We start from the raw sequence: 22,421 nt of genomic DNA on the forward strand, positions 1-22,421 counted from the left end.
AAAAAAAACTCTTGCTAAAATATTTTTAATTTAATTTTTCTTAATTTATAGCAAAATTTTTAATAAAAAACCTTTTTATTTCAACAAAATAAAAAAATATCGGCTTTTAAGCGAAAAAAAATACATATTTCACAACAAAAGATATTATTTTTTTTAACTTAGCAAGAAAAAAAGGTAATGAGCTTACAAACTATAAGTGACATTGAAATAATTAAGAGCACTTCTTCCAAAATTAATCAAATTGATTTTGATGCTTTAACTTTTGGTAGTGTATTTACAGATCACATGCTTGTTTGTGATTACAGGAATGGTTCTTGGGAAAAACCTACCATTCAACCTTACCAACCTTTTACATTAGATCCTTCTGCAAAAGTCTTTCATTACGGACAAGCTATTTTTGAAGGTATGAAGGCTTATAAGGCAGAGGACAATTCGGTTTGGTTATTCCGCCCACAAGAAAACCATATTCGCATGAATAAATCAGCTGTACGTATGTGTATGCCTGAGGTTCCAGAATTTATTTTTATAGATGCTTTAAAAGAATTGCTAAAAATTGATGAGGCTTGGATTGAAAAAGGAATAGGTAATACCCTTTATATTCGACCATTTATGATAGCTATAGGTAGTGGAGTGATTGCACAACCTTCTTCTCAATATCGTTTTTGCGTTATTCTATCACCAGCTAGAGCTTATTATTCAGGCGATGTGAAAGTAATGATTGCTGATTATTACAGTAGAGCTGCTAATGGAGGAATAGGTGCAGCAAAAGCTGCTGGGAATTATTCTGGGCAATTTTACCCTACTAAACTTGCAAATGAAGCTGGGTTTCAGCAAATAATTTGGACTGATGATGCTACACACACACAACTAGAAGAATGCGGTACAATGAATGTGTTTTTTAGAATTAACAACACATTACTTACAGCCCCCACTAGCGATCGTATCTTGGATGGAATAACTCGTAAAACCTTAATTACCTTAGCTGAAAGTAAAGGTATACAAGTAATGGTACGTCCAGTATTTGTTTCTGAATTAATTGAAGCAGCAAAAGACGGTAGTTTACTTGAAATTTTTGGAGCGGGTACTGCAGCTGTTGTAAGCCCTATAAAAGGTTTTCAATACAAAGAAGAATATTACGAACTGCCTACTATTGACAATTCTTATGCAAAACAATTAAAAGAATCACTAACTTTTATTCAGCATAAAGTAACTAATGATCCTTTTGGATGGACTGTTAAGATCTAATTGCTTATTATGTAAGTCTTTCTTTTAAATTTAAATAAATCATACCTCCTGTTTTTTAAAAATTAGATATCTTTAAAAAGCAGGGGGTCGTTTTTTAAGGTATTTGATTTCTTTTCTAGTGTTTTATATTCTATTTTTGTTTAGAAATATATACAAGTATTAGTTAACTCTTCTTTTTTGGAACCTTTTTACTGTGGTAACTTACAAAGATCTACTAAAAGTACATCTTCTTTTCGTAATTATAGGATTAAAGTTTTTCCAAAGATTTTGTATCGCTACATTTTCTTCTAGTTCAGGTGTCCTGATGCATTTAGTTACCCCTCTTTTAGTAAAAACCTTGTGATACTCTTCAAATATAACCGCTGTTACTCCCTTGCTTTGGTATTCAGGTGCTATTCCTATTAAGTAAAAAACGGCTTCCTTATTATTTTTCTTTGCTTGAAGCATTTTTAAAAAACCAAAAGGAAAAAGTTTTCCTTTTATTGCTTGTTGAGCTGGAGCATAATTAGGCATAACAATAGCAAAAGCAATAATATTTCCATTTGCATCCTCTACAAATTTTATATATTCAGGATTCACAAAGGGGATGTATTTTTTCTTAAAATAGTCAATCTGATCTTTAGTAATAACAACAAATGACTGAAGTTTCACGTATGACTGATTAAACAATTCAAACATTCGATCTACATAGGGTTCTATTTCTTTTGTATTAGTAAAATTTATAGATTTAAAACCGTAACGTTTTTTTACAAGATCCGAGGCTTTTTTTATGGGTTCATAAGGAACCCCATCAAAACTAAATTCACTTTCTATGTATTTTTTTTCCACCTGAAAGCCTAATTTTTCAAAATGGTTTATATAATACGGTTGTGTATGCCAGCCTATAGCAGTACTCAACTGATCAAATCCTGTGGTAAGAAATCCTACTTTATCTAAATTAGAAAATCCCATAGGTCCTTCTATATGATCCATTTGTTTTTTGGTCCCTAATTCTGTTACTTTTTCAATTAATAGCTTGGTAACTTCTATATCATCAATAGCTTCAAACCAACCAAAACGTGTTTTTTTTCTACTTAATTGTTCTACTTCGTCCCAATTAATTATGGCCGCTACACGTCCTACTATTGTATTGTTTGAATAAGCTAGATAAAAGTAGGCTTCTGCATTTTTAAAAATGGGATTTTTCTTTTTATCAAAGGTTTCCATTTCATCACTAATTAATGGTGGTACCCAATAGGGGTTGTTTTTATATAATTGAAATGGAAATTTTATAAATTCCTTTAGTTGTTTTTTTGTTTTAGCTTCAATAATTGTTATCATATATAAAACCGCTTAGTTACCTGAATCTTCTAAATCATCAACACGTTTTTTCTTTTCTTCTACAGGCTTTACTTCTTCTATTTTATTTTTTTCGTTTTTTCGTTTTTGTTTTTCTGCTTTTTCAGCGGCTTTATCTAATTCTTCTTCTGACAAAATACCTTTTTTTGATTTTCTTTTTTCTTCTTTTTTAACTTCTTTAACCTCTTTGCCGTTTTTAATTTTTGGATCTTGATGCTTTTTATCAAATCGCCAAGAAACTCCCAATCCTCCATATAATAAATCAGGTGTGCTTTTTATATTTTTACTAATAGAAGCGTCTAATTGGAGGTTTTTATTTAACAAATAAGTTACCCCTGTAGTAAAAATACCATCTGAGTAATAATTCCCTTTAATTCCTTTATTTTCAAGCATTGCGGACCATTTTTCGTTAATCCCATAGGTTACAGTTATTACATAACCATAATTAAATGCTTTGGAAATAATTTTATCGGCAAAAAAGTTAGTCACGATTACCCATCTTCTATCCAGATGATGCTGTGTAATCAAAACTGCTTTAGGAGAAAAAGCTAATTCATCTGGTATGGCATAATCATTATTCATAGTATAATTTACACCTACATATCCTGATATAGCAGGGATTAATCGTTTCCAATCAAATTTATGATTGGCCCTCCAACTATATATGTTAGGTTTTTTTTCACCTTTTTTAAATGGATCATAAAAAAGATATTTGGCTCCTAGGTTGTTTGACGTAAACCCTTTCTATTCTTATTAAAGATTCCAGCAGTATAGTGATCTATTTGATATTGCAAATCAAGAGATACCTCTAATTGTTCTTTTAAAAGTCCGTAACGAGTGGTTAAGTCTGCTCCAAAACCATTGGCCTCATAATTTAATACTGAATGTGATTCGTTAGCATAGTATAAACCTCCTTCTATCTGCAAAACGTTTTTCCCAACCGAAAAAGCACCTGCTGAATTACCGGGTCTATTGGTATTAATTTCATCTGTATATTGCGCAATTATCTGATTAGAAACGACTAAACAAAGCGCTATAAATAAATATTTGATTTGCTTCATGACCTATATTCTATAGTTTCAAAAGTACTATTTTATTTTAAAGAAAAAAGATTTTTTAAAACAAGGCTCTTAAATTATGATAGTATTTCTAATTCTGCTAAAAAATAAGTTAAAACCGTTCAAACGTGTAATGAATCTTTTTATTTTTGAAAAAAAAATAAAAATGCAAGAGGCTTCTATATCTGGTTTATTCAAGACCATTATTTACATTTTAGGTTTTTATTATCTGATAAAAATTCTAAGTCGTATTTTTCTACCGATCATCATGCGAAAAGTGATGGACAAAGCTCAAGAAAACCTTAATCGTCAGTATCAAAAGGGAAACTTTGAACAATCTGAACAAGAAACAACCTATAGACAGGAGGGATCTAATCGGGATTTCAAAAAACCAACGAAACAAGTAGGCGAATATGTGGATTATGAAGAAGTAGAATAGATTTTACTATTTTTAATATTGGATGTTATACATATATAATTAACACGTTTTCTTTTAACGATCCCATAAATTGGACTAATAGGCTGGAATTGCTTAAAACCATAGGCTTTTATTGTTTCTTTATACAAACGGATTAAGACTTGCCTTGGAAATATAGTTAATGAATATTAGCAATAAGTTTGGTTAAATGAATTTCTAACCCCAAAAATCTAAAATTTTACTATCTTCACGCCTTATTTTGATTGACTTTCATTTATGAATAATTTAAAACGTTTTTATCCGCACGCACTAGCCATTATAGGTTTTGTACTGATTGCTATTATCTATTTTTATCCTGTTTTAAGTGGTAAAAAAATTCTGCAATCTGATATTGTTCAATATACGGCAATGGCTAAAGAACAAAATGATTTTAGGGCACAATACAACGAGGAACCTTATTGGACTAATAGTGCTTTTGGAGGAATGCCTACTTATCAATTAGGTGCTAATTATCCACATAATTATATTAAGAAAGTTGATTCTATTGTACGCTTTTTACCTAGACCAGCTGATTATTTGTTCCTTTATTTTCTTGGTTTTTATGTTTTATTAATGGCATTAAGAGTAAAACCATTAAAAGCTTTTTTTGGTGCATTGGCTTTTGGTTTTTCTACCTATTTAATCATTATCTTAGGAGTTGGGCATAATGCAAAAGCTCATGCAATTGCTTATATGCCTATGGTAGTAGCTGGTGTATTAATGGTTTTTCAGAAAAGATGGATTATTGGTGGAGTTCTAACAATGATTGCTGCAGCATTGGAACTTAATGCCAATCACTTTCAAATGACCTATTATTTATTCATTTTCTTATTGGTTTTAACTGCTTATTATGTTTACAAAGCTATCAAAGAAAATGATTTAAAAGAATTAATCTATAGTTTTGGAATATTTGCAGTAGCAGGCGTTGTTTCAATTGGAGTAAATGCAACGGGTATATTAGCTACTCAAGAATATGCTAAGGAGAGTACACGTGGTAAAAATGAATTAACTTTTAGCCCTAATGGCAAAAAAAATAATGCTGAAACCTCTATGACTTACGATTATATAACTGAGTATAGTTATGGATTAGCCGAAAGTTTAAATTTAATATCCCCTAGAATTTTCGGGGGTTCTAATAGCGAAAATATAGGAACCAAATCAGCTATGTATAACTTCGTTTTATCGCAAGAAGTTCCTGAGGATCAAGCTAAAGAAATAGTAAAAGGATTGCCTACTTATTGGGGAGATCAACCCATAGTTGCGGCTCCTGCATATATAGGTGCTATTGTGTTCTTTTTGGCTGTTTTGGCTTTATTTATTGATAAGAGAAACATTAAATATGCTTTTCTAACAGGTGCTATCGTTTCATTAGTCCTATCATGGGGCAAAAATTTTCCTTTATTAACGGATTTTTTCATCTATCATGTTCCTTTTTATGATAAATTTAGAGCAGTATCTTCTATACAAGTGGTTTTAGAACTTTGTATGCCTGTGTTGGCTGTATTAGGACTACAGGCTTATTTTATATCTGAAGAAAAAGAACAAAAAGAAGGTCTTATGAAAGCTAGTTTGTTCAGCATAGGAACGCTTTTATTAATATTACTTTCTAAGTCGTTATTTAGTTTTTCAGGTTCAGGAGATAGTTATTTCATTGATTCTTATGGCCCTGGATTTGTTGATGCTTTAAAAGAAGATAGAAAAGCACTTTTTACATCGGACTTATTACGTTCCATGGTTTTAATCCTATTAACTGCTGGAACATTGTTTTTAAGTTTTAAAAAGACTATTTCTCATAAAGCAGCCACTTGGGTTGTAGGTTTATTAATGGTAACTGATTTATTTTTGATTGCTAAAAATTATGTAAATTCATCGGATTTTGTTAATGCTTCTGAAGTAGATACCCCTTTTATCATGGCTCCTTTTGATGAGGCCATCTTACAAGACAAATCGCATTACAGAGTTTTTGAAGTTTCTCAAAATGTAATGAGTGATCCTCGTGCATCCTATTTTCATAAATCTATCGGAGGATATCATGCTGCTAAACCAAGAAGAATGCAAGAGCTTTTTGATTATCAAATTGCAAAAAACAATATAGAAGTATTAAATATGCTCAATGTAAAATATTTAATACAAAAAAATGAAAAAGGAGAACAATTTCCTATTCGTAATCAACAAGCAAATGGTAATGCTTGGTTTGTAAAATCAATTAAATTTGTTAAATCAGCAGATGAAGAAATGAAGTCTTTAAACAACTTTAATTCAAAATCGGTGGCTATTTTAAATACCATTTCTGAAAAAAATCAACAATTTAAAGAGGCTAAAACGATTTCAAACGAAAATGCTAAGATTACATTACAATCATACAAATCGAATGATTTAAAATACGAGTCCGTAAATCCAAAAAATGGTTTTGCGGTATTTTCTGAAATGTATTATGGCAAAGGTTGGAATGCTTATATAGATGGAAAATTAGTTGATCATTATCGTGTAGATTATATTCTAAGAGGCTTGCCTATTCCTGCGGGTAAACATAGTATAGAATTTAAGTTTGAACCTCAAGTTGTAAAAACAGGTAGCATTATAGCATTGGTAAGCTTCATTTTAATGATAGGACTTATCATAGGGGGTATTTATTTAATTAAAAAGAAATCAATAAACTGAAATCAATATTTTATATAGGACTTGGAGGAGGCATAGGTAGCATTTTACGCTATCTAGCCTCTCTTTTTTTTAATCGGTTTGTTGTAAGTGGTTTTCCTACTGGAACTTTTATGGTAAACAGTATAGGTTGTTTTTTAATTGGCCTTTTTTTTGGTTATTTTGAAAAACAAATCTATCATACAACTGAATTGAGATTTTTTTTTATGACTGGAATTTGCGGTGGTTTTACTACATTTTCTACCTTTTCTAATGAAACCATTCAACTATTACAAAATAATCAAATAGGAATTGCTTTCTTGTATACTTTTTTAAGTATAGCCCTTGGTTTTGGCATGACTTACCTAGGTATTTATTTAGTAAAAAATTAGCCCTCTTTTTTAAAAAAGTATTGTAATGAAAAAAGTATTAATCATAACTTATTATTGGCCTCCTGCTGGTGGCCCAGGCGTTCAAAGATGGTTGAAATTTGTAAAATATTTACCCGATTTCAATATTAAACCCATTGTATACATACCTGAAAACCCTACTTATCCTTTACTAGATAAAAAGTTAATAGAAGAAGTGTCTTCTACTACAACCATCCTAAAAAGACCTATTATAGAACCTTATACATGGGCTTCTCTTTTTTCGAAAAATAGTACCCAAAAAATAAGTTCAGGAATAATTCCTACACAAAAAAAACAGTCATTAATACAGAAACTATTGTTATGGATCAGAGGAAATGTATTTATTCCTGATGCACGGGTTTTATGGGTAAACCCTTCTATTACTTATTTATCTGAGTACATACAACAAAATAATATAGATACTATAATTACCACAGGTCCTCCTCATAGCCTACACTTAATTGGATTAGGACTTAAGGAAAAACTAAATATCAAGTGGTTAGCTGATTTTAGAGATCCTTGGACAACTATTGGTTATCATAAAGCATTGAAATTAACTAAGAGTTCTGCTAAAAAACATAAAAAACTTGAACATAAAGTCATGAATGCGGCAGATGAACTAATTGTTACTAGTCCGACTACTAAAAAAGAATTTCAATCTATTACAACAAAACCTATACATATAATTACAAATGGTTATGATGTAGAAAGAATAAATAAACAGACTTTAGATAAAAAATTTTCATTGGCTCATATAGGTTCTTTTCTATCCGATAGAAATCCTCAAATTTTGTGGCAGGTTTTAAAAGAGCTAACTACTGAAAATTTTATTTTTTCTAAGAATTTTGAATTAAAATTAATTGGCGCAACTAGTCAGGAAGTTCTTAATTCTATAAAAGCATTTAATCTAGATTCGTTTGTAAATAATTTAGGCTATGTTTCCCATGAAGAAGCTATTGCTCATCAACGGAAATCTCAAGTTTTACTTTTAATTGAAATAGACTCTGAAGATACAAAAAGTATTATTCCAGGGAAAGTTTTTGAATATATAGTTTCAGAACGACCAATAATAGCTATTGGTCCAAAAGATTCTGATTTTGCATCTATCATAACAGACACTAATACTGGTAGTTTTTTTACGTATAACGAAAAAGAAGCTCTTAAAGAAAAGATACTAGTGTATTTTAATACTTATTTAGAAAACAATTTAAAGGTATATGCTGTAGGATTGCAACACTATTCTCGTAAAAATTTAACAAAAAAACTGGTTGATATTTTGTAAGGTGTTTTAGAAAAAATACTCTAATTTTTTTTAAAGGGCAGTTTTGGGCGTAATGTGTGAAAATAGTACTTAAAAATATTTCAAATTCAAATAAAATAGAAGAAGGTGTTTGAAAAATAAAAACACAACCGCTGATCATGTCACTTCTCCTATCGTTGACGTGACATGACCAGCGTTGTGCGATGTGATTTACTTCGCCTGTTCCTTTAGTCGAAGGACCAGATTACCCCCTTTTCAGACAGCCCTTCTTTGTTTTATCCCAGATTCCGTGTTAGGCCCTTATTATAGATGAAAACAATGTATCTAAAACTAAATCCATACGAAAATTTTTCTTGCATCATTTTCGTTACAAAATCTAACACATAATCCGAATGTTTGTAAAAAACAACAATTCTTTTAATTATTTTATAGAAGATATTGGTTTAACCCATAAAAAAAGTTGTTCTTATTTTCAGAGAACAACTTTTTTGTACATTTAAATATTTTTTTATGTTTTTATAAACTACTTTTATTTAGCTTACTGTTTTTAAATCCGTATGAAAAATAAATTACTAATCCTATTAGTAACCAAACACCAAACCATTTCCAGTTAGACACAGCCATCCCTGTTAGCAAATAACAACAAGATATTAATCCTAATAATGGTATAAGTGATAAATTTTTTAAGAAAGACAAAACAGCCATAACTAAAGTAAATATAAAAAACACTATAAAAGGTAAGTTTGTTGTTAGATTAGTCTCATTTAAACTGAAAGTGGTACTAAAATAATCAGGCAATAAAAAGTTTATAGTTCCTAAAGACAAAACAACTATGATTGGAAAAATCCATTTTGAATTTATATATGGTATCCTAAATTTTCCTTTGGTTGGATTATTCGCTTCTTTTTCATTATGAGGTGCTAACATGAGAACGCCTCCACAAACTAATACAAAAGCAAACAAAGTACCTATACTAGTAAAATCTAGAACAAAATTTTCATCTGTAAAAAAGATTGGTAATCCGACTACGATTCCTGTTACTATGGTAGCAAATCCTGGTGTTTTGTATTTCGGATGTATAGAAGCAAATTGTTTAGGCATTAATCCATCACGACTCATAGTCATCCAGATACGAGGTTGGCCCATTTGAAAAACTAACATAACGCTAGTCATTGCAGCTACTGCAGCAATCGATACGATGAACAACATCCATTTTATTCCTTTTAAGGCAAAAATTTCAGCTAAAGGATCACTAACCCCTAATAGATCGTATTTTACCATTCCAGTCAATACTAGTGCTAAAATAATATATACTATGGTACAAACTACTAATGAATAAATCATTCCTCTAGGCAAATCATGTTGCGGGTTTTTGCTTTCCTCTGCTAAAGTAGAAACGGCATCAAAACCTATATATGCAAAGAAAACGGCTGAAACTCCTGCCATGACGCCTTTAAAACCATTAGGCATAAAAGGAGTCCAATTATCAATATCTATATAAAATGCACCAACTGCTATTACTAGTACTATAACAACTAATTTCAGATATACCATAAAGTTGCTTACATTTTTTGATTCGCTGGTTCCTCTATAAATTAAATAGGTTATTAATACGTTTATTAATACAGCTGGCATATCAAAAATAATTTTTAACCCTGCGATTTCTGGAGCATTTTGCCAAGCTAAGTATCCTTCTCCTGTTTTATTTTCTAAAAAAGCTACATGTGCTGATTTATAGTTTATTGTTAACCATTCGGGTAAATGTAATCCAAAGGATTCTAAAAGGTTAGTAAAATATCCGCTCCATGAAAAAGCAATATAAATATTTCCTATTGAATACTCCATTAATAATGCCCAACCGATGATCCAGGCAAACAATTCTCCAAAAGAAACATAAGCATACGTATAAGCACTACCTGAAACGGGAACTCTTGAAGCAAACTCAGCATAACACATAGCTGTAAAACCACAGGCTATAGCACAAATAATGTATAACAAAATGACACCTGGGCCTCCTGAAAAACAGGCATTGCCTATAGCCGAAAAAGTACCTCCACCAATAATAGCTGCTATCCCAAAAAAGGTTAAATCCTTAACTGTTAACACCTTATTTAATCCCGAGTGTTCTCCATCACCTCCTTGTTTTAAGATTACGTCCAGTGATTTTTTTCTAAATAATCGTGTTAATAACATATTTTTTGATTGATTTTTTTTATTAAGACGAACAAATATATAAAACTTGTAGAATTTTTTTTATTTATCTGTTTTTTTTTATGTTTTTATTTGGTTTTGCATAAAACAGGTTTTGTAATCAAAAAAAAATACATTTTAAGTTAACTACTAACTGAAATGAATACATCTAGAATAGACTCTTAAAAAATATTTTTAGAAAAAATATCTTTATTTCTATTTTTCTATATGCCTTAGACCTCCTTAACTGTGGTATTTTTACATTAGTTTTAAGAATAGAAATAACCCTATCCTTTGTGGTTTTGTTTAAAAAAAGTACTCAACCGTTTTTATTAGATCTCTTTTACTATTTACCCAACATACTTGCGTTGATCTAAAAACGATTGAATACTGAAATTTATTTCTAGAAACAGTACAAAATATTTTTACATATACAAAATAATTAAACCCCTGCTAACTGTTTTAATTCACTCACAAAGCGCTCTGCCAAAATATCGGCTTCTTTTTGTGAAGGTGCTTCTGTATAAATACGGATAATAGGCTCTGTATTTGATTTTCTTAAATGCACCCATTCCGTTGGAAAATCAATTTTTACTCCATCAATTGTTGAAATATTTTCATTTATATATTTTTCTGCTATTTGGTTCATCACTCCATCAACATCTATTTGAGGTGTCAATTCTATTTTGTTTTTACTCATAAAATATTGAGGAAAATCGGCTCTCATTTCGGCAACTGTTTTGTCTTGATTAGCCAGATGAGTTAAAAACAAAGCAACTCCTACTAGCGCATCGCGTCCGTAATGAATTTCTGGATAGATGATTCCTCCATTTCCTTCTCCTCCTATAATTGCCTGTGTAGCTTTCATTAGTTCTACCACATTCACTTCTCCTACTGCGCTGGCTTGATACGTTCCTTTATATTTTTCTGTAACATCTCTTAAAGCACGAGACGAGGACATATTAGAAACTGTATTTCCAGGTGTTTTACTTAAAACATAATCTGCTACGGCAACTAATGTATATTCTTCACCAAACATTTCGCCATCATTAGAAATAAAAGCTAAACGATCTACATCTGGATCTACCACAATGCCAAAATCAGCTTTTTCTTCTACTACTAATTTACAAATATCTCCTAAATGTTCTTTTAATGGTTCTGGGTTATGCGGAAAATGGCCATTAGGTTCGCAATATAACTTAACTACTTCTACTCCCATTTGCTCTAATAATTTAGGAATAATAATTCCTCCCGAAGAATTAACTCCGTCAACTACTACTTTAAACTTTTTTTGTGCAACCGCTTGAGTATCTACTAAAGGTAAATTCAACACCTCATCGATATGAATATCCATGTAAGCATCATTTTCTATGATTTCCCCTAACGAGTCAACCTCTGCAAAATCAAATGCTTCTTGTTCTGCAATTTCTAAAATCTTAGCTCCTTCTGAACCGCTCAAAAATTCTCCTTTCGCATTTAATAATTTTAATGCGTTCCACTGTTTAGGATTGTGAGAAGCGGTTAAAATAATCCCTCCATCTGCTTGTTCTAAAGGTACTGCAACCTCAACTGTAGGAGTAGTAGACAAGCCTAAATCAATTACATCAATTCCTAAGCCTATTAATGTGTTAACTACTAAGTTATGAATCATAGGTCCCGAAATACGAGCATCACGACCAATACATACTTTTAATTTATCTTTTGAAATATTTTGTTTTAGGAAAGTTCCGTAAGCTGAAGCAAATTTTACTGCATCTACTGGAGTTAAATTATCGCCTACACTCCCTCCTATGGTTCCTCTAATTCCTGATATTGATTTTATTAAAGTCATTTTTGTTATATTTATAATTGTAAAACAAATATACTTTAAAGATTTAAGTAAAAAAACTATATTTATAACACTTCTAAAATGATTAAAACATAATAATCTTGAATTTTTTAGCTCATATTTATTTATCTGGTGAAAATGAATTACTCAAAATAGGTAATTTCATGGCTGATGGTATACGCGGAAAAGAGTACACCAAATTTGATATTGAAATCCAGAAAGGTATTCTTTTGCATAGGTTTATAGATTCTTTTACAGATGCACATCCTTTATATAGGAAGAGTAAACATAGACTTCATAAAAATTATGGTCATTATGCTGGTGTTATTATGGATATTTTTTATGATCATTTTTTAGCAAAAAATTGGATCAATTACCATTCTATACCATTAGATCTATATGCTCATGCTTTTTACCAATTACTAAAAGACAATTATAATCTATTGACTCCTAAGACACAAAATATGCTTCCTTATATGATAGCTAATAATTGGCTTGTAAGTTATAGCACACTCACAGGAATTGAAATGATCCTTTTTCAGATGGATTATAGAACGCAACATAGGGTAAATATGCCACAAGCAATATGTGAATTAAAAGAGTTTTATCTACTTTTTGAAGAAGAATTTACTGCTTTTTTTCAAATTCTCATGAAAGAATCTGAGTTAAAACTAGCTACCCTTTAAACGGATTGTTATGATTAAAAAAACAGAAGCTGTTTTTAAGTAATTATTTACCCCAGATTACGCATTAGACTTCGTTGTGAAATCTAAAAATACAATAAAAAGGAGTAAGTGCTTATTTTTGAAGTCGTTTTAGGTTGGAATAGATTTCTAATGTGTAATTTAGTTTAACGTTATTGTTCGATTAACTAGAAAAGGAATCAAGTTATAAGCGTTATGTAACTTGTTTTAGGTGTTCTTTTCTGATTGAGATTACATTTTTTGGGAGCCTTTTTTTATTAAAGCACTACAGAAAAGTATTATGTCAAGACACTTTTCTGTAGTACTTTAGACAATTAAAGTGTTTTTAAAATTTGAGATGTGTGCTCTTTTGTTTTTACTTTTAGAATAATGTCTTCTATGTATCCTTTTTCATCAATTATAAATGTGGTACGATGAATACCGTCAAACTCTTTTCCCATAAATTTTTTAGGTCCCCATACTCCGTATGCTTGAATTATTTCTTTATTTTCATCTGCCAATAAAGGAAAAGGGAAACTAAATTTGTCTGAAAATTTTTTTTGGTTTTTAATATTATCTGCACTCACTCCTAGCAGTACATAATTAAGAGAGGTGAATTTTTCAAAATTATTACTTAAATCACATGCTTCAGCAGTACAGCCTGGGGTATTTGCTTTTGGATAAAAAAATAACACTATTTTTTTACCATTATATTTTTTTAATTCATGCAAATTTCCATTTTCGTCTACAACTGAAAAATCAGGAGCTTTGTCTCCAATTTTTAAATTTATCATTGTTTTACTTATTTTTGGTAAAAATAAAGAATAATGAACAAAGCAGAAAAAGTTAATTTTGTAATTAACACTCTTAAAGAACTCTACCCTACTATACCTATTCCTTTAGATCATAAAGATCCTTATACTTTATTAATAGCTGTCTTACTTTCTGCTCAATGTACTGATGTTAGAGTTAATCAGATTACACCTCTTCTTTTTGCAAAAGCGGACAATCCATACGATATGATTAAATTAAGTGTTGAGGAAATTCAAGAAATCATAAGACCTTGTGGACTATCTCCTATGAAATCAAAAGGGATTTTTGGATTATCTCAAATTTTAATCGAAAAACACGGAGGAATGGTACCTGCTTCTTTTGATGCGCTAGAAGCTTTACCAGCAGTGGGACATAAAACAGCCAGTGTTGTTATGAGTCAAGCTTTTGGTATTCCTGCTTTTCCAGTTGATACTCATATTCATAGATTAATGTATCGTTGGAATCTTTCAGATGGTTCTTCTGTACAACAAACTGAAAAAGATGCTAAACGGCTTTTTCCTAAAGAAACGTGGAATGATCTTCATTTGCAGATTATATGGTATGGTCGAGAATATTCTCCAGCAAGGGGTTGGAGACTTGAAAATGATATTATTACTAAAACGATTGGAAGAAGTAGTGTTATAAAAGAGTACCATAAAAAAAAGGGATCCTAAAAGTAATAAAGATTTAGTTTGTCATTCCAAGAGAAGGAATCGGATAATTGGGGTAGTGTCTAATCCCTTCATCTGTTCACTTGGTTCAGTCAAAGACCTGAACGAAGTGAAATGACAAGATTACAGTTTTTGGGGCTCCCTTTTTAAAAACATTGCCTAATCAAGTACTAGTTGGTAACTAACTCAAATTTATTACCCTCTATTTTTATTATTTTTAAAGCTTTTGAATAACTCAAAATAAAATTTACCGTTTCTCTTTTTGGCATTATTTTAGGAAATTGAGGTGCTTTATTTGTATAAAGTTTCTCCATAATTTCTTTTTATAATTGTTTGGATTATAACGTAAATTTTATCTGTTTTATTATCCTAACTGGCTAAAGTAATATTGTTTTTTTCTATACTTCTTCTCATATTAAGCAAAGCATAGCGCATACGTCCTAGAGCTGTATTGATACTAACTCCGGTTATTTCTGCTATTTCTTTGAAGCTCAAATCATCATATATACGCATTTCTAATACTTGACGTTGATCCTCTGGTAGTTCTTCTATCAAACGGATCAGATCATTCTCTACCTGCTCTGCAATCATCTTCATTTCAATATTAGGTGATCCATCTGTAATTAGAGAGAAAACAGAAAATTCTTCTGTATCTCTACATTTAGGCATTTTCTTCTCTCTTCTAAAAGTATCTATAATTAAATTATGAGCAATTCTCATAACCCAAGGCAGGAATTTTCCTTCTTCATTATAATGTTTTCCAGTTCCTTTTAAAGTTTTTATAACTTTAATAAAGACATCTTGAAAAATATCATTTGCAATTTCGTTGTCTTGTACTTTGGAGTAGATAAAACCGTAAATTTTAGTTTGATGACGATCGATCAATTGAGCTAAGGCATTCTCGTTACCTTCTATATAGCTCTTTACTAAGAGTGCATCTGAAATTGAAGTAGTAGCCATAAACAATACTTTTTAAAAGTTATTCTGATAAAAAACTATAATTAAAAGTATTGTTATTCTATAAGCTCTGGTTTAAATATTAGGTAGCAAAGTTATGACTTTTTTCCTCATAACAATAAAAAATATATTTTTTTAACATATTTACAAAAATATAGTTCTAATTTTATTAAAGTTGCTTTACTATGTTTTAAATATATTATGCCGCAAGCAATGTAAAAATCCAAACGGCTAAGACACTTCCTAGAATAGGTCCTAACACAGGAATCCAGCTATAAGTCCAGTCAGCACTTCCTTTATACCTAATGGGTAAAATAGCATACATAATACGAGGTCCTAAATCGCGTGCAGGATTAATAGCATATCCGGTGGCTCCTCCTAATGAAAGTCCTATTCCTAAAACCAATAAAGCAACGGGCAATGCGTCTAAACTTCCCAAAGAATTTTCTGCTCCTGTTAAAAACAACACTCCTATAACTAAAACAAAGGTGGCTATTATTTCTGAAATTAAGTTGTGTAAAACACTTCTAATTGCTGGTTCATTACAAAAAGTAGCTTTTACCAATCCAGCCTCTTCTGTTTGATCATAATGTTGTTTATAAACTAAATAAACGAGTAATGAACCAAACATAGCTCCCAAAAACTGGGAAAGAATATAAAAAGGCAAATTGGACCACGCTAGTTTCCCTAGAATGGCTAGTGCTAATGATATTACAGGATTTAGGTGTGCTCCACTACTTGAGGCTGTCATATATACTCCTACGAAAACAGCTATTGCCCATCCAAAAGTAATTACAATCCATCCTCCGTTATTTCCTTTTGTTTTATTTAAAACGACGTTGGCTACTACTCCATTACCTAATAATAATACGATCATAGTTCCAATAAATTCTGCTAAAAAAGGATTTATCATTTTTATTTTGTTAAATATTGTTTGGTTAATTGTTTGAATTCTTGTATTTCTTTTTGCATATTTTCAATTGTTATTCCTTTTTCCGTAGCTATTATTTCTGCAACTACTTCTACACATTCCAAACAGGCGAATGCGTCTAAAAATAACAATCGAATACGTCTTGCTAAAACATCTTCTACCGTTTGAGCCATTTCATTACGAAGAAACCATACGACTTCTGCTTTTGTGTAGGGATATTTAGGATGTAACCGAGCGGCTAATCCGCTATTCTTTTGCAGTAATTCTTTTATTTTAGGTCCATCTGCTCCATAAATAGACAAATGAGTAGAATCCTTTAGATGAGTCCAACCATGAATTTTAAGTGACTTGGTTCGGCATTTTTTAAACGGTAAATTAGCTGTTTGAATAGCTACATTTATAGTATGTTCAGCCATGCTCCTATAAGTTGTCCATTTTCCTCCAATAATATGAATTAGTCCAGAAGGAAGAACCGTTATTACGTGATCTCGGGGCATTACTTTAGTAGCAGTTACATCATCTTTTTTTACTAAAGGTCTTAATCCTACAAACACACTCTTAACCTCTTTTCGAGTTATTTTATTTAAAGAATATTTATTAAAATGATTTAAAACAAATTGAATTTCTTCTTCTAAAGCTAAAGGTTCGGCTACAACTTGGCTAACGGCTGTATCTGTAGTCCCTAAAATTATTTTATCATACCAAGGAATTATAAAAAAAACTCTACCATCATCTGTTTTAGGCATCATTAGGGCATGATGTCCTTTAAAAAAACAGGAATCAATAACTAAATGAATTCCTTGAGATGGTGCTATTGTTTTAGAATTAGTATTTTCAGCTAAAGACAAAAGATCATCGGCAAAAACGCCTGTGGCATTAATGACTACTTTTGATTTAAAATAATATTCCTCCTGAGTCAATACGTCTTTTATCTTAACTCCTTTTAGGCAATTTTCTTCCTTTATGAAATCAATTACTTCAAAATAATTAACAATTATTGCTTCTTGTTCAATAGCTGTTTGTGCTAAATTTATTGCTAATCGACTGTCATCAAACTGACCATCATAATACAGTACTCCTCCAAATAAATCTTTTGAATCTAAATCAGGTAGAAATTCTTTTGTTTGTTTTTTTGATAAAAATTGAGTTGTTCCTAGACTTAATTTACTTGATAATAGTTCATATATCCATAATCCAATTCCATAAAACCATTTATCATACCAATGATAAGCAGGCATTACAAAAGACACTTTTTTACAAACATGAGGTGCATTATTTAACAATCTTCCTCTTTCAAGTAAGGCTTCTCTTACTAATCGTATATTTCCTTGGGCTAAATATCGAACGCCTCCATGAACTAGTTTTGTAGCTCGACTTGAAGTCCCTTTGGCAAAATCGTTTTTTTCTATTAATAATGTTTTATATCCACGAGAGGCTGAATCTACAGCACATCCTAACCCTGTTGCTCCCCCTCCGATTATAATAATATCAAAATCATTGGTGGATTTTAGTTTTTGGATTTGATCTTGTCTATTCATCTATATAAATGCTACGGATGCGTTAATAGCTTTTTTCCAACCTTCGTTCAAAGAATTTCGTAATTCAGGTTCCATTGTGGAGGTAAATACTTTTTCTACTTGCCATTGTTGTTGTAATTCCTCTATACTTTTCCAAAAACCAACGGCTAAACCAGCTAAGTAAGCAGCTCCTAGGGCTGTGGTTTCTGTAATGATAGGTCTTATTACTTTGCTATTTAATACATCGGCTTGAAATTGCATAAGTAAATTATTAACTGTAGCACCTCCGTCTACACGTAATTCTTTTATATAAATATGGCTATCTGCTTGCATTGCTAATAATACATCGCGTGTTTGATAGGCTATGCTTTCTAAAGAAGCTCTGGCTATATGAGCGGCTGTAGTTCCTCTTGTCAATCCTGCAATAGTTCCTCTTGCATGCTGATTCCAATAAGGTGCTCCTAAACCAGCAAAAGCAGGCACTACATAAACCCCTTCTGTAGTTGGTACTTTTTCAGCCAATGTTTCTACATCTTCTGAAGATTCTATAATACCTAAACCATCGCGCAACCATTGAACAACGGCACCCGCAATAAAAACGCTTCCTTCTAATGCGTAATGTGTCACTCCATTTATTTTCCAAGCAACGGTTGTTAACAAATGATTTTGGGAAGGAATTAATTCTTTACCTGTATTCATTAACATAAAACATCCTGTCCCGTATGTATTTTTGACCATTCCTGGTTGAATACACATTTGACCAAATAAGGCTGCTTGTTGATCTCCTGCTATTCCTGCTATTGGAATAGTAATTGCTGAATCTAAAACATTTGTATAACCATAAATTTCGCTACTGCTACAGATTTGAGGCAAAATACTCGTTGGAATATCTAATATTTCCAATAATTCTTCATCCCATTCGCAATTATGAATATTACAAAATAGGGTACGGCTTGCGTTACTTACATCGGTAGCATGAACTTTCCCTTGAGTTAAATTCCAAAGTAACCAAGTATCAATAGTCCCGAATAAGATTTGTCCTTGTTCAGCCTTTGTTCTTGCTCCTTCAACATGATCTAGAATCCATTTTACTTTAGTTCCACTAAAGTAGGAATCAACTACTAAACCTGTTTTTTGTTGAATTATATTATTGAGTCCTCTAGACTTCAAGTCATCACAAAAAACAGCTGTTCTTCTATCTTGCCAAACGATTGCATTATAAATAGGCATCCCTGTGGTTTTATCCCATAATACTGTGGTTTCGCGCTGATTGGTTATACCTATGGCTTTTATTTCTGAACTTTTAATTTGTGCTTTTTCTAACACTTCAAAAATAGTTGTAAGTTGTGATTCCCAAATTTCTATAGGATCATGTTCTACCCAACCTGGTATAGGATAAATCTGAGAGAATTCTTTCTGAGATACCGCTACAACATTTCCTTTTAAATCAAATAAAATAGAGCGGCTACTTGTAGTTCCTTGATCTAATGATAAAATATAATTTGACATAATATGCGCGCATAGTTTTATCAAATATAACAAAATCAAAATCTAGTTTTTGAAAAAATATTAAAAAATGTAGTTTTTGTATTTTTATAACTTTTTTTTATATCTTAAAACCCTTTTAACCCAGATTACGCATTAGAAATGTATTCAGATAAAAATGACTTTGAATCTAAATTTGATCTTCATCACAAAATCTAACACATAATCTGGATTTGAAATAATTAATTTCCTTTAATATTATCCTGATTTCTGAAAACCAAATGATTATCAAAACAATCTAAAAGAATCATACTTTCTGTGGTTATTTTTCCTGCTAAAATTTCTTTAGATAATTGATTTAAAACTTCTCTTTGCACCACTCGTTTTACGGGTCTTGCACCAAATTCTGGATCAAATCCTTTTTCTGATAAGTAAGTAATTGCTTCAGGCGTTGCATCCATTGTTATATTTTGATGTGCTAACATTTTGGTTACACTTTTCAACTGTAAGGCTACAATTTCTTTAATATTTGCATTGGTTAATGGTGTAAACATAATGATTTCATCAATTCTATTAATAAATTCTGGACGAACTGTTTGTTTAAGCAAGCCTAACACTTCTATTTTTGCTAACTCTGTAGCGGCTTCTATGGATCCTCCTAAATTTTCAAATTTTTCTTGTATTATTTGACTTCCGATATTAGAGGTCATGATAATAATGGTATTTTTAAAATCGGCTAGTCGTCCTTTATTATCGGTTAATCTCCCTTCATCTAGAACTTGTAGTAAAATATTGAAAGTATCTGGGTGTGCTTTTTCAATTTCATCTAATAATACTACAGAATATGGTTTTCTTCTCACAGCTTCTGTTAACTGTCCGCCTTCATCGTATCCTACATATCCTGGAGGTGCTCCAACGAGTCTACTTACACTATGGCGTTCTTGGTATTCGCTCATATCTATACGAGTCATGGCGTTTTCATCATCAAAAAGATATTCGGCTAATGCTTTTGCTAATTCTGTTTTTCCAACGCCTGTTGTACCTAAAAACAAAAAGGATCCAATTGGTTTTTTAATATCTTGTAAGCCTGCTCGGCTTCTGCGTACTGCATCACTAATAGCTTGTATTGCTTCTTCTTGTCCTACTACTCTTTTATGCAGTTCGTCTTCTAATTTTAACAGTTTTTCGCGTTCGCTTTGTAACATTTTTACGACTGGTATTCCTGTCCATTTAGCTACTACCTCTGCAATATCATCTTGTGTAACTTCTTCTTTTATTAAAGAATTATTCCCTTGTTGGTTTTCATTTAATTCTTTTTGTAAGTTATCTAATTTTTCTTGAGCTTCTTTAATTTTTCCGTATCTAATTTCGGCTACTTTTCCATAATCGCCATCTCTTTCGGCTCTTTCGGCTTCTAACTTGAGTTCTTCTATTGTTCGTTTTACAGTTTGAATAGCATCTACTAAATCTTTTTCTGATTTCCAACGGGTAAAGATCTCATTTCGTTCTTCTTTTAGATTAGCTAAGTCTAAACCTAATGATTTTAATTTTATTTCATCATTTTCTCTTTTTATGGCTTCTATTTCTATTTCTATTTGCATAATTTTTCGATCCAAAACATCTAATTCTTCTGGTTTAGAATTGATTTCCATACGCAATTTTGAAGCCCCTTCATCCATTAAATCAATTGCTTTATCAGGTAAAAAACGATTTGTAATATAACGTTGAGACAATTCGACTGCGGCTATAATAGCATCGTCTTTGATACGTACTTTATGATGTGTTTCATATTTTTCCTTAATTCCTCGTAATATAGAAATAGCACTTTCAGTATCAGGTTCATCAATATTTACTTTTTGAAAACGACGTTCTAATGCTTTATCTTTTTCAAAATATTTTTGATATTCATCTAAGGTAGTGGCTCCAATGGCTCTTAATTCTCCTCTTGCCAAAGCTGGTTTTAAGATATTCGCTGCATCCATTGCTCCTTCTCCTCCTCCAGCACCAACTAATGTATGTATTTCATCTATAAATAATACAATGTCTCCTTCTGCTGAAGTTACTTCTTTCACAACGGACTTTAGACGTTCTTCAAACTCTCCTTTGTATTTAGCTCCTGCTATAAGAGCTCCCATATCTAAAGAATAGACTATTTTATCTTTTAGATTTTCAGGGACATCTCTATCTACTATTCGGTGTGCTAATCCTTCTGCTATGGCTGTTTTTCCTACTCCAGGTTCTCCTATAAGCATTGGATTGTTTTTTGTTCGTCTGGTTAGTATTTGTAATACTCTTCTTATTTCTTCATCCCTTCCAATGACTGGATCCAATCTTCCTGTTCTAGCTAATTCATTTAAATTTTTAGCATATTTATTTAATGAATTATAGGTTTCTTCTGCAGATGCGGATGTAACACGTTCTCCTTTTCGAATTTCAGCAATAGCACTTTCGAGCCCTTTTTCAGTAACACCTTGGTCTTTTAAAATCTGAGCTACTTTACTTTTTGATTTGAAAATAGACAAAATTAGGTGTTCTATTGAAACGTATTCATCATTCATTTTTTTAGCTATGTTATTTGCTTCAATTAATGATGTGTTTGCTTCACGAGAAAGCATTAGATCACCACCTGATACTTTAGGAAAATTCTGAATTGTATTTTCTAATATCTTTTTAAAAAGGGCTAAGTTTACATTTAGTTTTTTTAATATAAAAGGTGCTACATTTTCATCAACCTCTAGAATTCCTTTAAAAATGTGTTCATTTTCTAGTTGTTGTTGCCCATTGCCTTGCGCTATTTGTTGTGCTTGTTGTAAGGCTTCTTGCGATTTAATTGTTAAATTATTTAAGTTCATTCTATCTTTGTTTCAAGTTCAACATTTTAAGTCCAATCTTCCTCTTGATCTTAGAAGGTATTTTTAAACTTTTATTTGTTTTCAAACA

At 31.3% G+C, this 22,421-nt stretch carries 16 protein-coding genes and 1 pseudogene; 7 read left to right on the top strand and 10 right to left on the bottom strand.

The window, feature by feature from the left end; translation table 11 throughout:
• Positions 1-177 precede the first annotated feature (177 nt).
• Positions 178-1,245: a branched-chain amino acid aminotransferase gene (locus B0A78_RS01170; RefSeq protein WP_014164229.1), complete on the top strand. Its 1,068-nt coding sequence runs from the start codon at positions 178-180 to the stop codon at positions 1,243-1,245.
• Between the two features lie 201 nt (positions 1,246-1,446).
• Here the strand turns inward: B0A78_RS01170 and B0A78_RS01175 are convergent, their stop codons facing one another.
• On the bottom strand, positions 1,447-2,565 hold the full coding sequence (locus B0A78_RS01175; RefSeq protein WP_065213289.1) for a GTP cyclohydrolase: 1,119 nt from the start codon (positions 2,563-2,565) through the stop codon (positions 1,447-1,449).
• Between the two features lie 12 nt (positions 2,566-2,577).
• Positions 2,578-3,644: pseudogene (locus B0A78_RS15045) on the bottom strand (transporter).
• 76 nt (positions 3,645-3,720) lie between these two features.
• Between B0A78_RS15045 and B0A78_RS01185 the strand changes: the two are divergent.
• From B0A78_RS01185 to B0A78_RS01200, 4 genes are all read left to right on the top strand, one after another.
• Entirely contained in the window at positions 3,721-4,080 is a 360-nt protein-coding gene (locus tag B0A78_RS01185) for a DUF4834 family protein (RefSeq protein ID WP_225556160.1), read from the top strand.
• Between the two features lie 255 nt (positions 4,081-4,335).
• Positions 4,336-6,759: a YfhO family protein gene (locus B0A78_RS01190; protein ID WP_097609306.1), complete on the top strand. Its 2,424-nt coding sequence runs from the start codon at positions 4,336-4,338 to the stop codon at positions 6,757-6,759.
• Positions 6,760-6,773: 14 nt separating this feature from the next.
• Positions 6,774-7,127 carry a fluoride efflux transporter CrcB gene (gene crcB / locus B0A78_RS01195; RefSeq protein ID WP_225556191.1) on the top strand — a complete coding sequence of 118 codons (354 nt, stop codon included), beginning with the start codon at positions 6,774-6,776 and terminating at the stop codon, positions 7,125-7,127.
• A 25-nt stretch (positions 7,128-7,152) separates the two neighbouring features.
• The gene (locus B0A78_RS01200) at positions 7,153-8,427 is read left to right on the top strand and encodes a glycosyltransferase family 4 protein (RefSeq protein WP_077225742.1); all 1,275 of its coding nucleotides are present in this window, start codon (positions 7,153-7,155) and stop codon (positions 8,425-8,427) included.
• 495 nt (positions 8,428-8,922) lie between these two features.
• On the opposite strand, the gene B0A78_RS01205 is transcribed toward B0A78_RS01200, so the two are convergent.
• Entirely contained in the window at positions 8,923-10,599 is a 1,677-nt protein-coding gene (locus B0A78_RS01205) for an amino acid permease (RefSeq protein WP_249030934.1), read from the bottom strand.
• Between the two features lie 439 nt (positions 10,600-11,038).
• Entirely contained in the window at positions 11,039-12,427 is a 1,389-nt protein-coding gene (gene glmM / locus B0A78_RS01210; protein ID WP_097609307.1) for a phosphoglucosamine mutase, read from the bottom strand.
• A gap of 98 nt (positions 12,428-12,525) precedes the next feature.
• Between glmM and B0A78_RS01215 the strand changes: the two genes are divergently transcribed.
• Complete coding sequence (locus B0A78_RS01215; RefSeq protein ID WP_014164220.1) at positions 12,526-13,110, top strand: acyl carrier protein phosphodiesterase; 585 nt, start codon at positions 12,526-12,528, stop codon at positions 13,108-13,110.
• A gap of 332 nt (positions 13,111-13,442) precedes the next feature.
• On the opposite strand, the gene bcp is transcribed toward B0A78_RS01215, so the two are convergent.
• Complete coding sequence (gene bcp, locus B0A78_RS01220) at positions 13,443-13,901, bottom strand: thioredoxin-dependent thiol peroxidase (RefSeq protein ID WP_014164219.1); 459 nt, start codon at positions 13,899-13,901, stop codon at positions 13,443-13,445.
• Between the two features lie 33 nt (positions 13,902-13,934).
• Here bcp and B0A78_RS01225 point away from each other — a divergent pair, with 33 nt between their 5' ends.
• The gene (locus B0A78_RS01225) at positions 13,935-14,594 is read left to right on the top strand and encodes an endonuclease III domain-containing protein (protein WP_014164218.1); all 660 of its coding nucleotides are present in this window, start codon (positions 13,935-13,937) and stop codon (positions 14,592-14,594) included.
• A gap of 366 nt (positions 14,595-14,960) precedes the next feature.
• Here the strand turns inward: B0A78_RS01225 and B0A78_RS01230 are convergent, their stop codons facing one another.
• From B0A78_RS01230 to clpB, 5 genes are all read right to left on the bottom strand, one after another.
• Positions 14,961-15,551 carry an RNA polymerase sigma factor gene (locus tag B0A78_RS01230; RefSeq protein WP_014164217.1) on the bottom strand — a complete coding sequence of 197 codons (591 nt, stop codon included), beginning with the start codon at positions 15,549-15,551 and terminating at the stop codon, positions 14,961-14,963.
• Positions 15,552-15,747: 196 nt separating this feature from the next.
• On the bottom strand, positions 15,748-16,458 hold the full coding sequence (locus tag B0A78_RS01235) for an MIP/aquaporin family protein (protein WP_065213940.1): 711 nt from the start codon (positions 16,456-16,458) through the stop codon (positions 15,748-15,750).
• 5 nt (positions 16,459-16,463) lie between these two features.
• A complete protein-coding gene (locus B0A78_RS01240; protein ID WP_014164215.1) occupies positions 16,464-18,017 on the bottom strand; it encodes a glycerol-3-phosphate dehydrogenase/oxidase in 1,554 nt (517 codons plus the stop codon).
• The gene (gene glpK / locus B0A78_RS01245) at positions 18,018-19,505 is read right to left on the bottom strand and encodes a glycerol kinase GlpK (RefSeq protein WP_014164214.1); all 1,488 of its coding nucleotides are present in this window, start codon (positions 19,503-19,505) and stop codon (positions 18,018-18,020) included.
• Between the two features lie 218 nt (positions 19,506-19,723).
• Positions 19,724-22,333 carry an ATP-dependent chaperone ClpB gene (gene clpB / locus B0A78_RS01250; RefSeq protein WP_097609308.1) on the bottom strand — a complete coding sequence of 870 codons (2,610 nt, stop codon included), beginning with the start codon at positions 22,331-22,333 and terminating at the stop codon, positions 19,724-19,726.
• Positions 22,334-22,421 lie beyond the last annotated feature (88 nt).

This window comes from Flavobacterium columnare NBRC 100251 = ATCC 23463 (assembly GCF_002530675.1).
GTDB classification, from domain to species: Bacteria; Bacteroidota; Bacteroidia; order Flavobacteriales; family Flavobacteriaceae; genus Flavobacterium; species Flavobacterium columnare.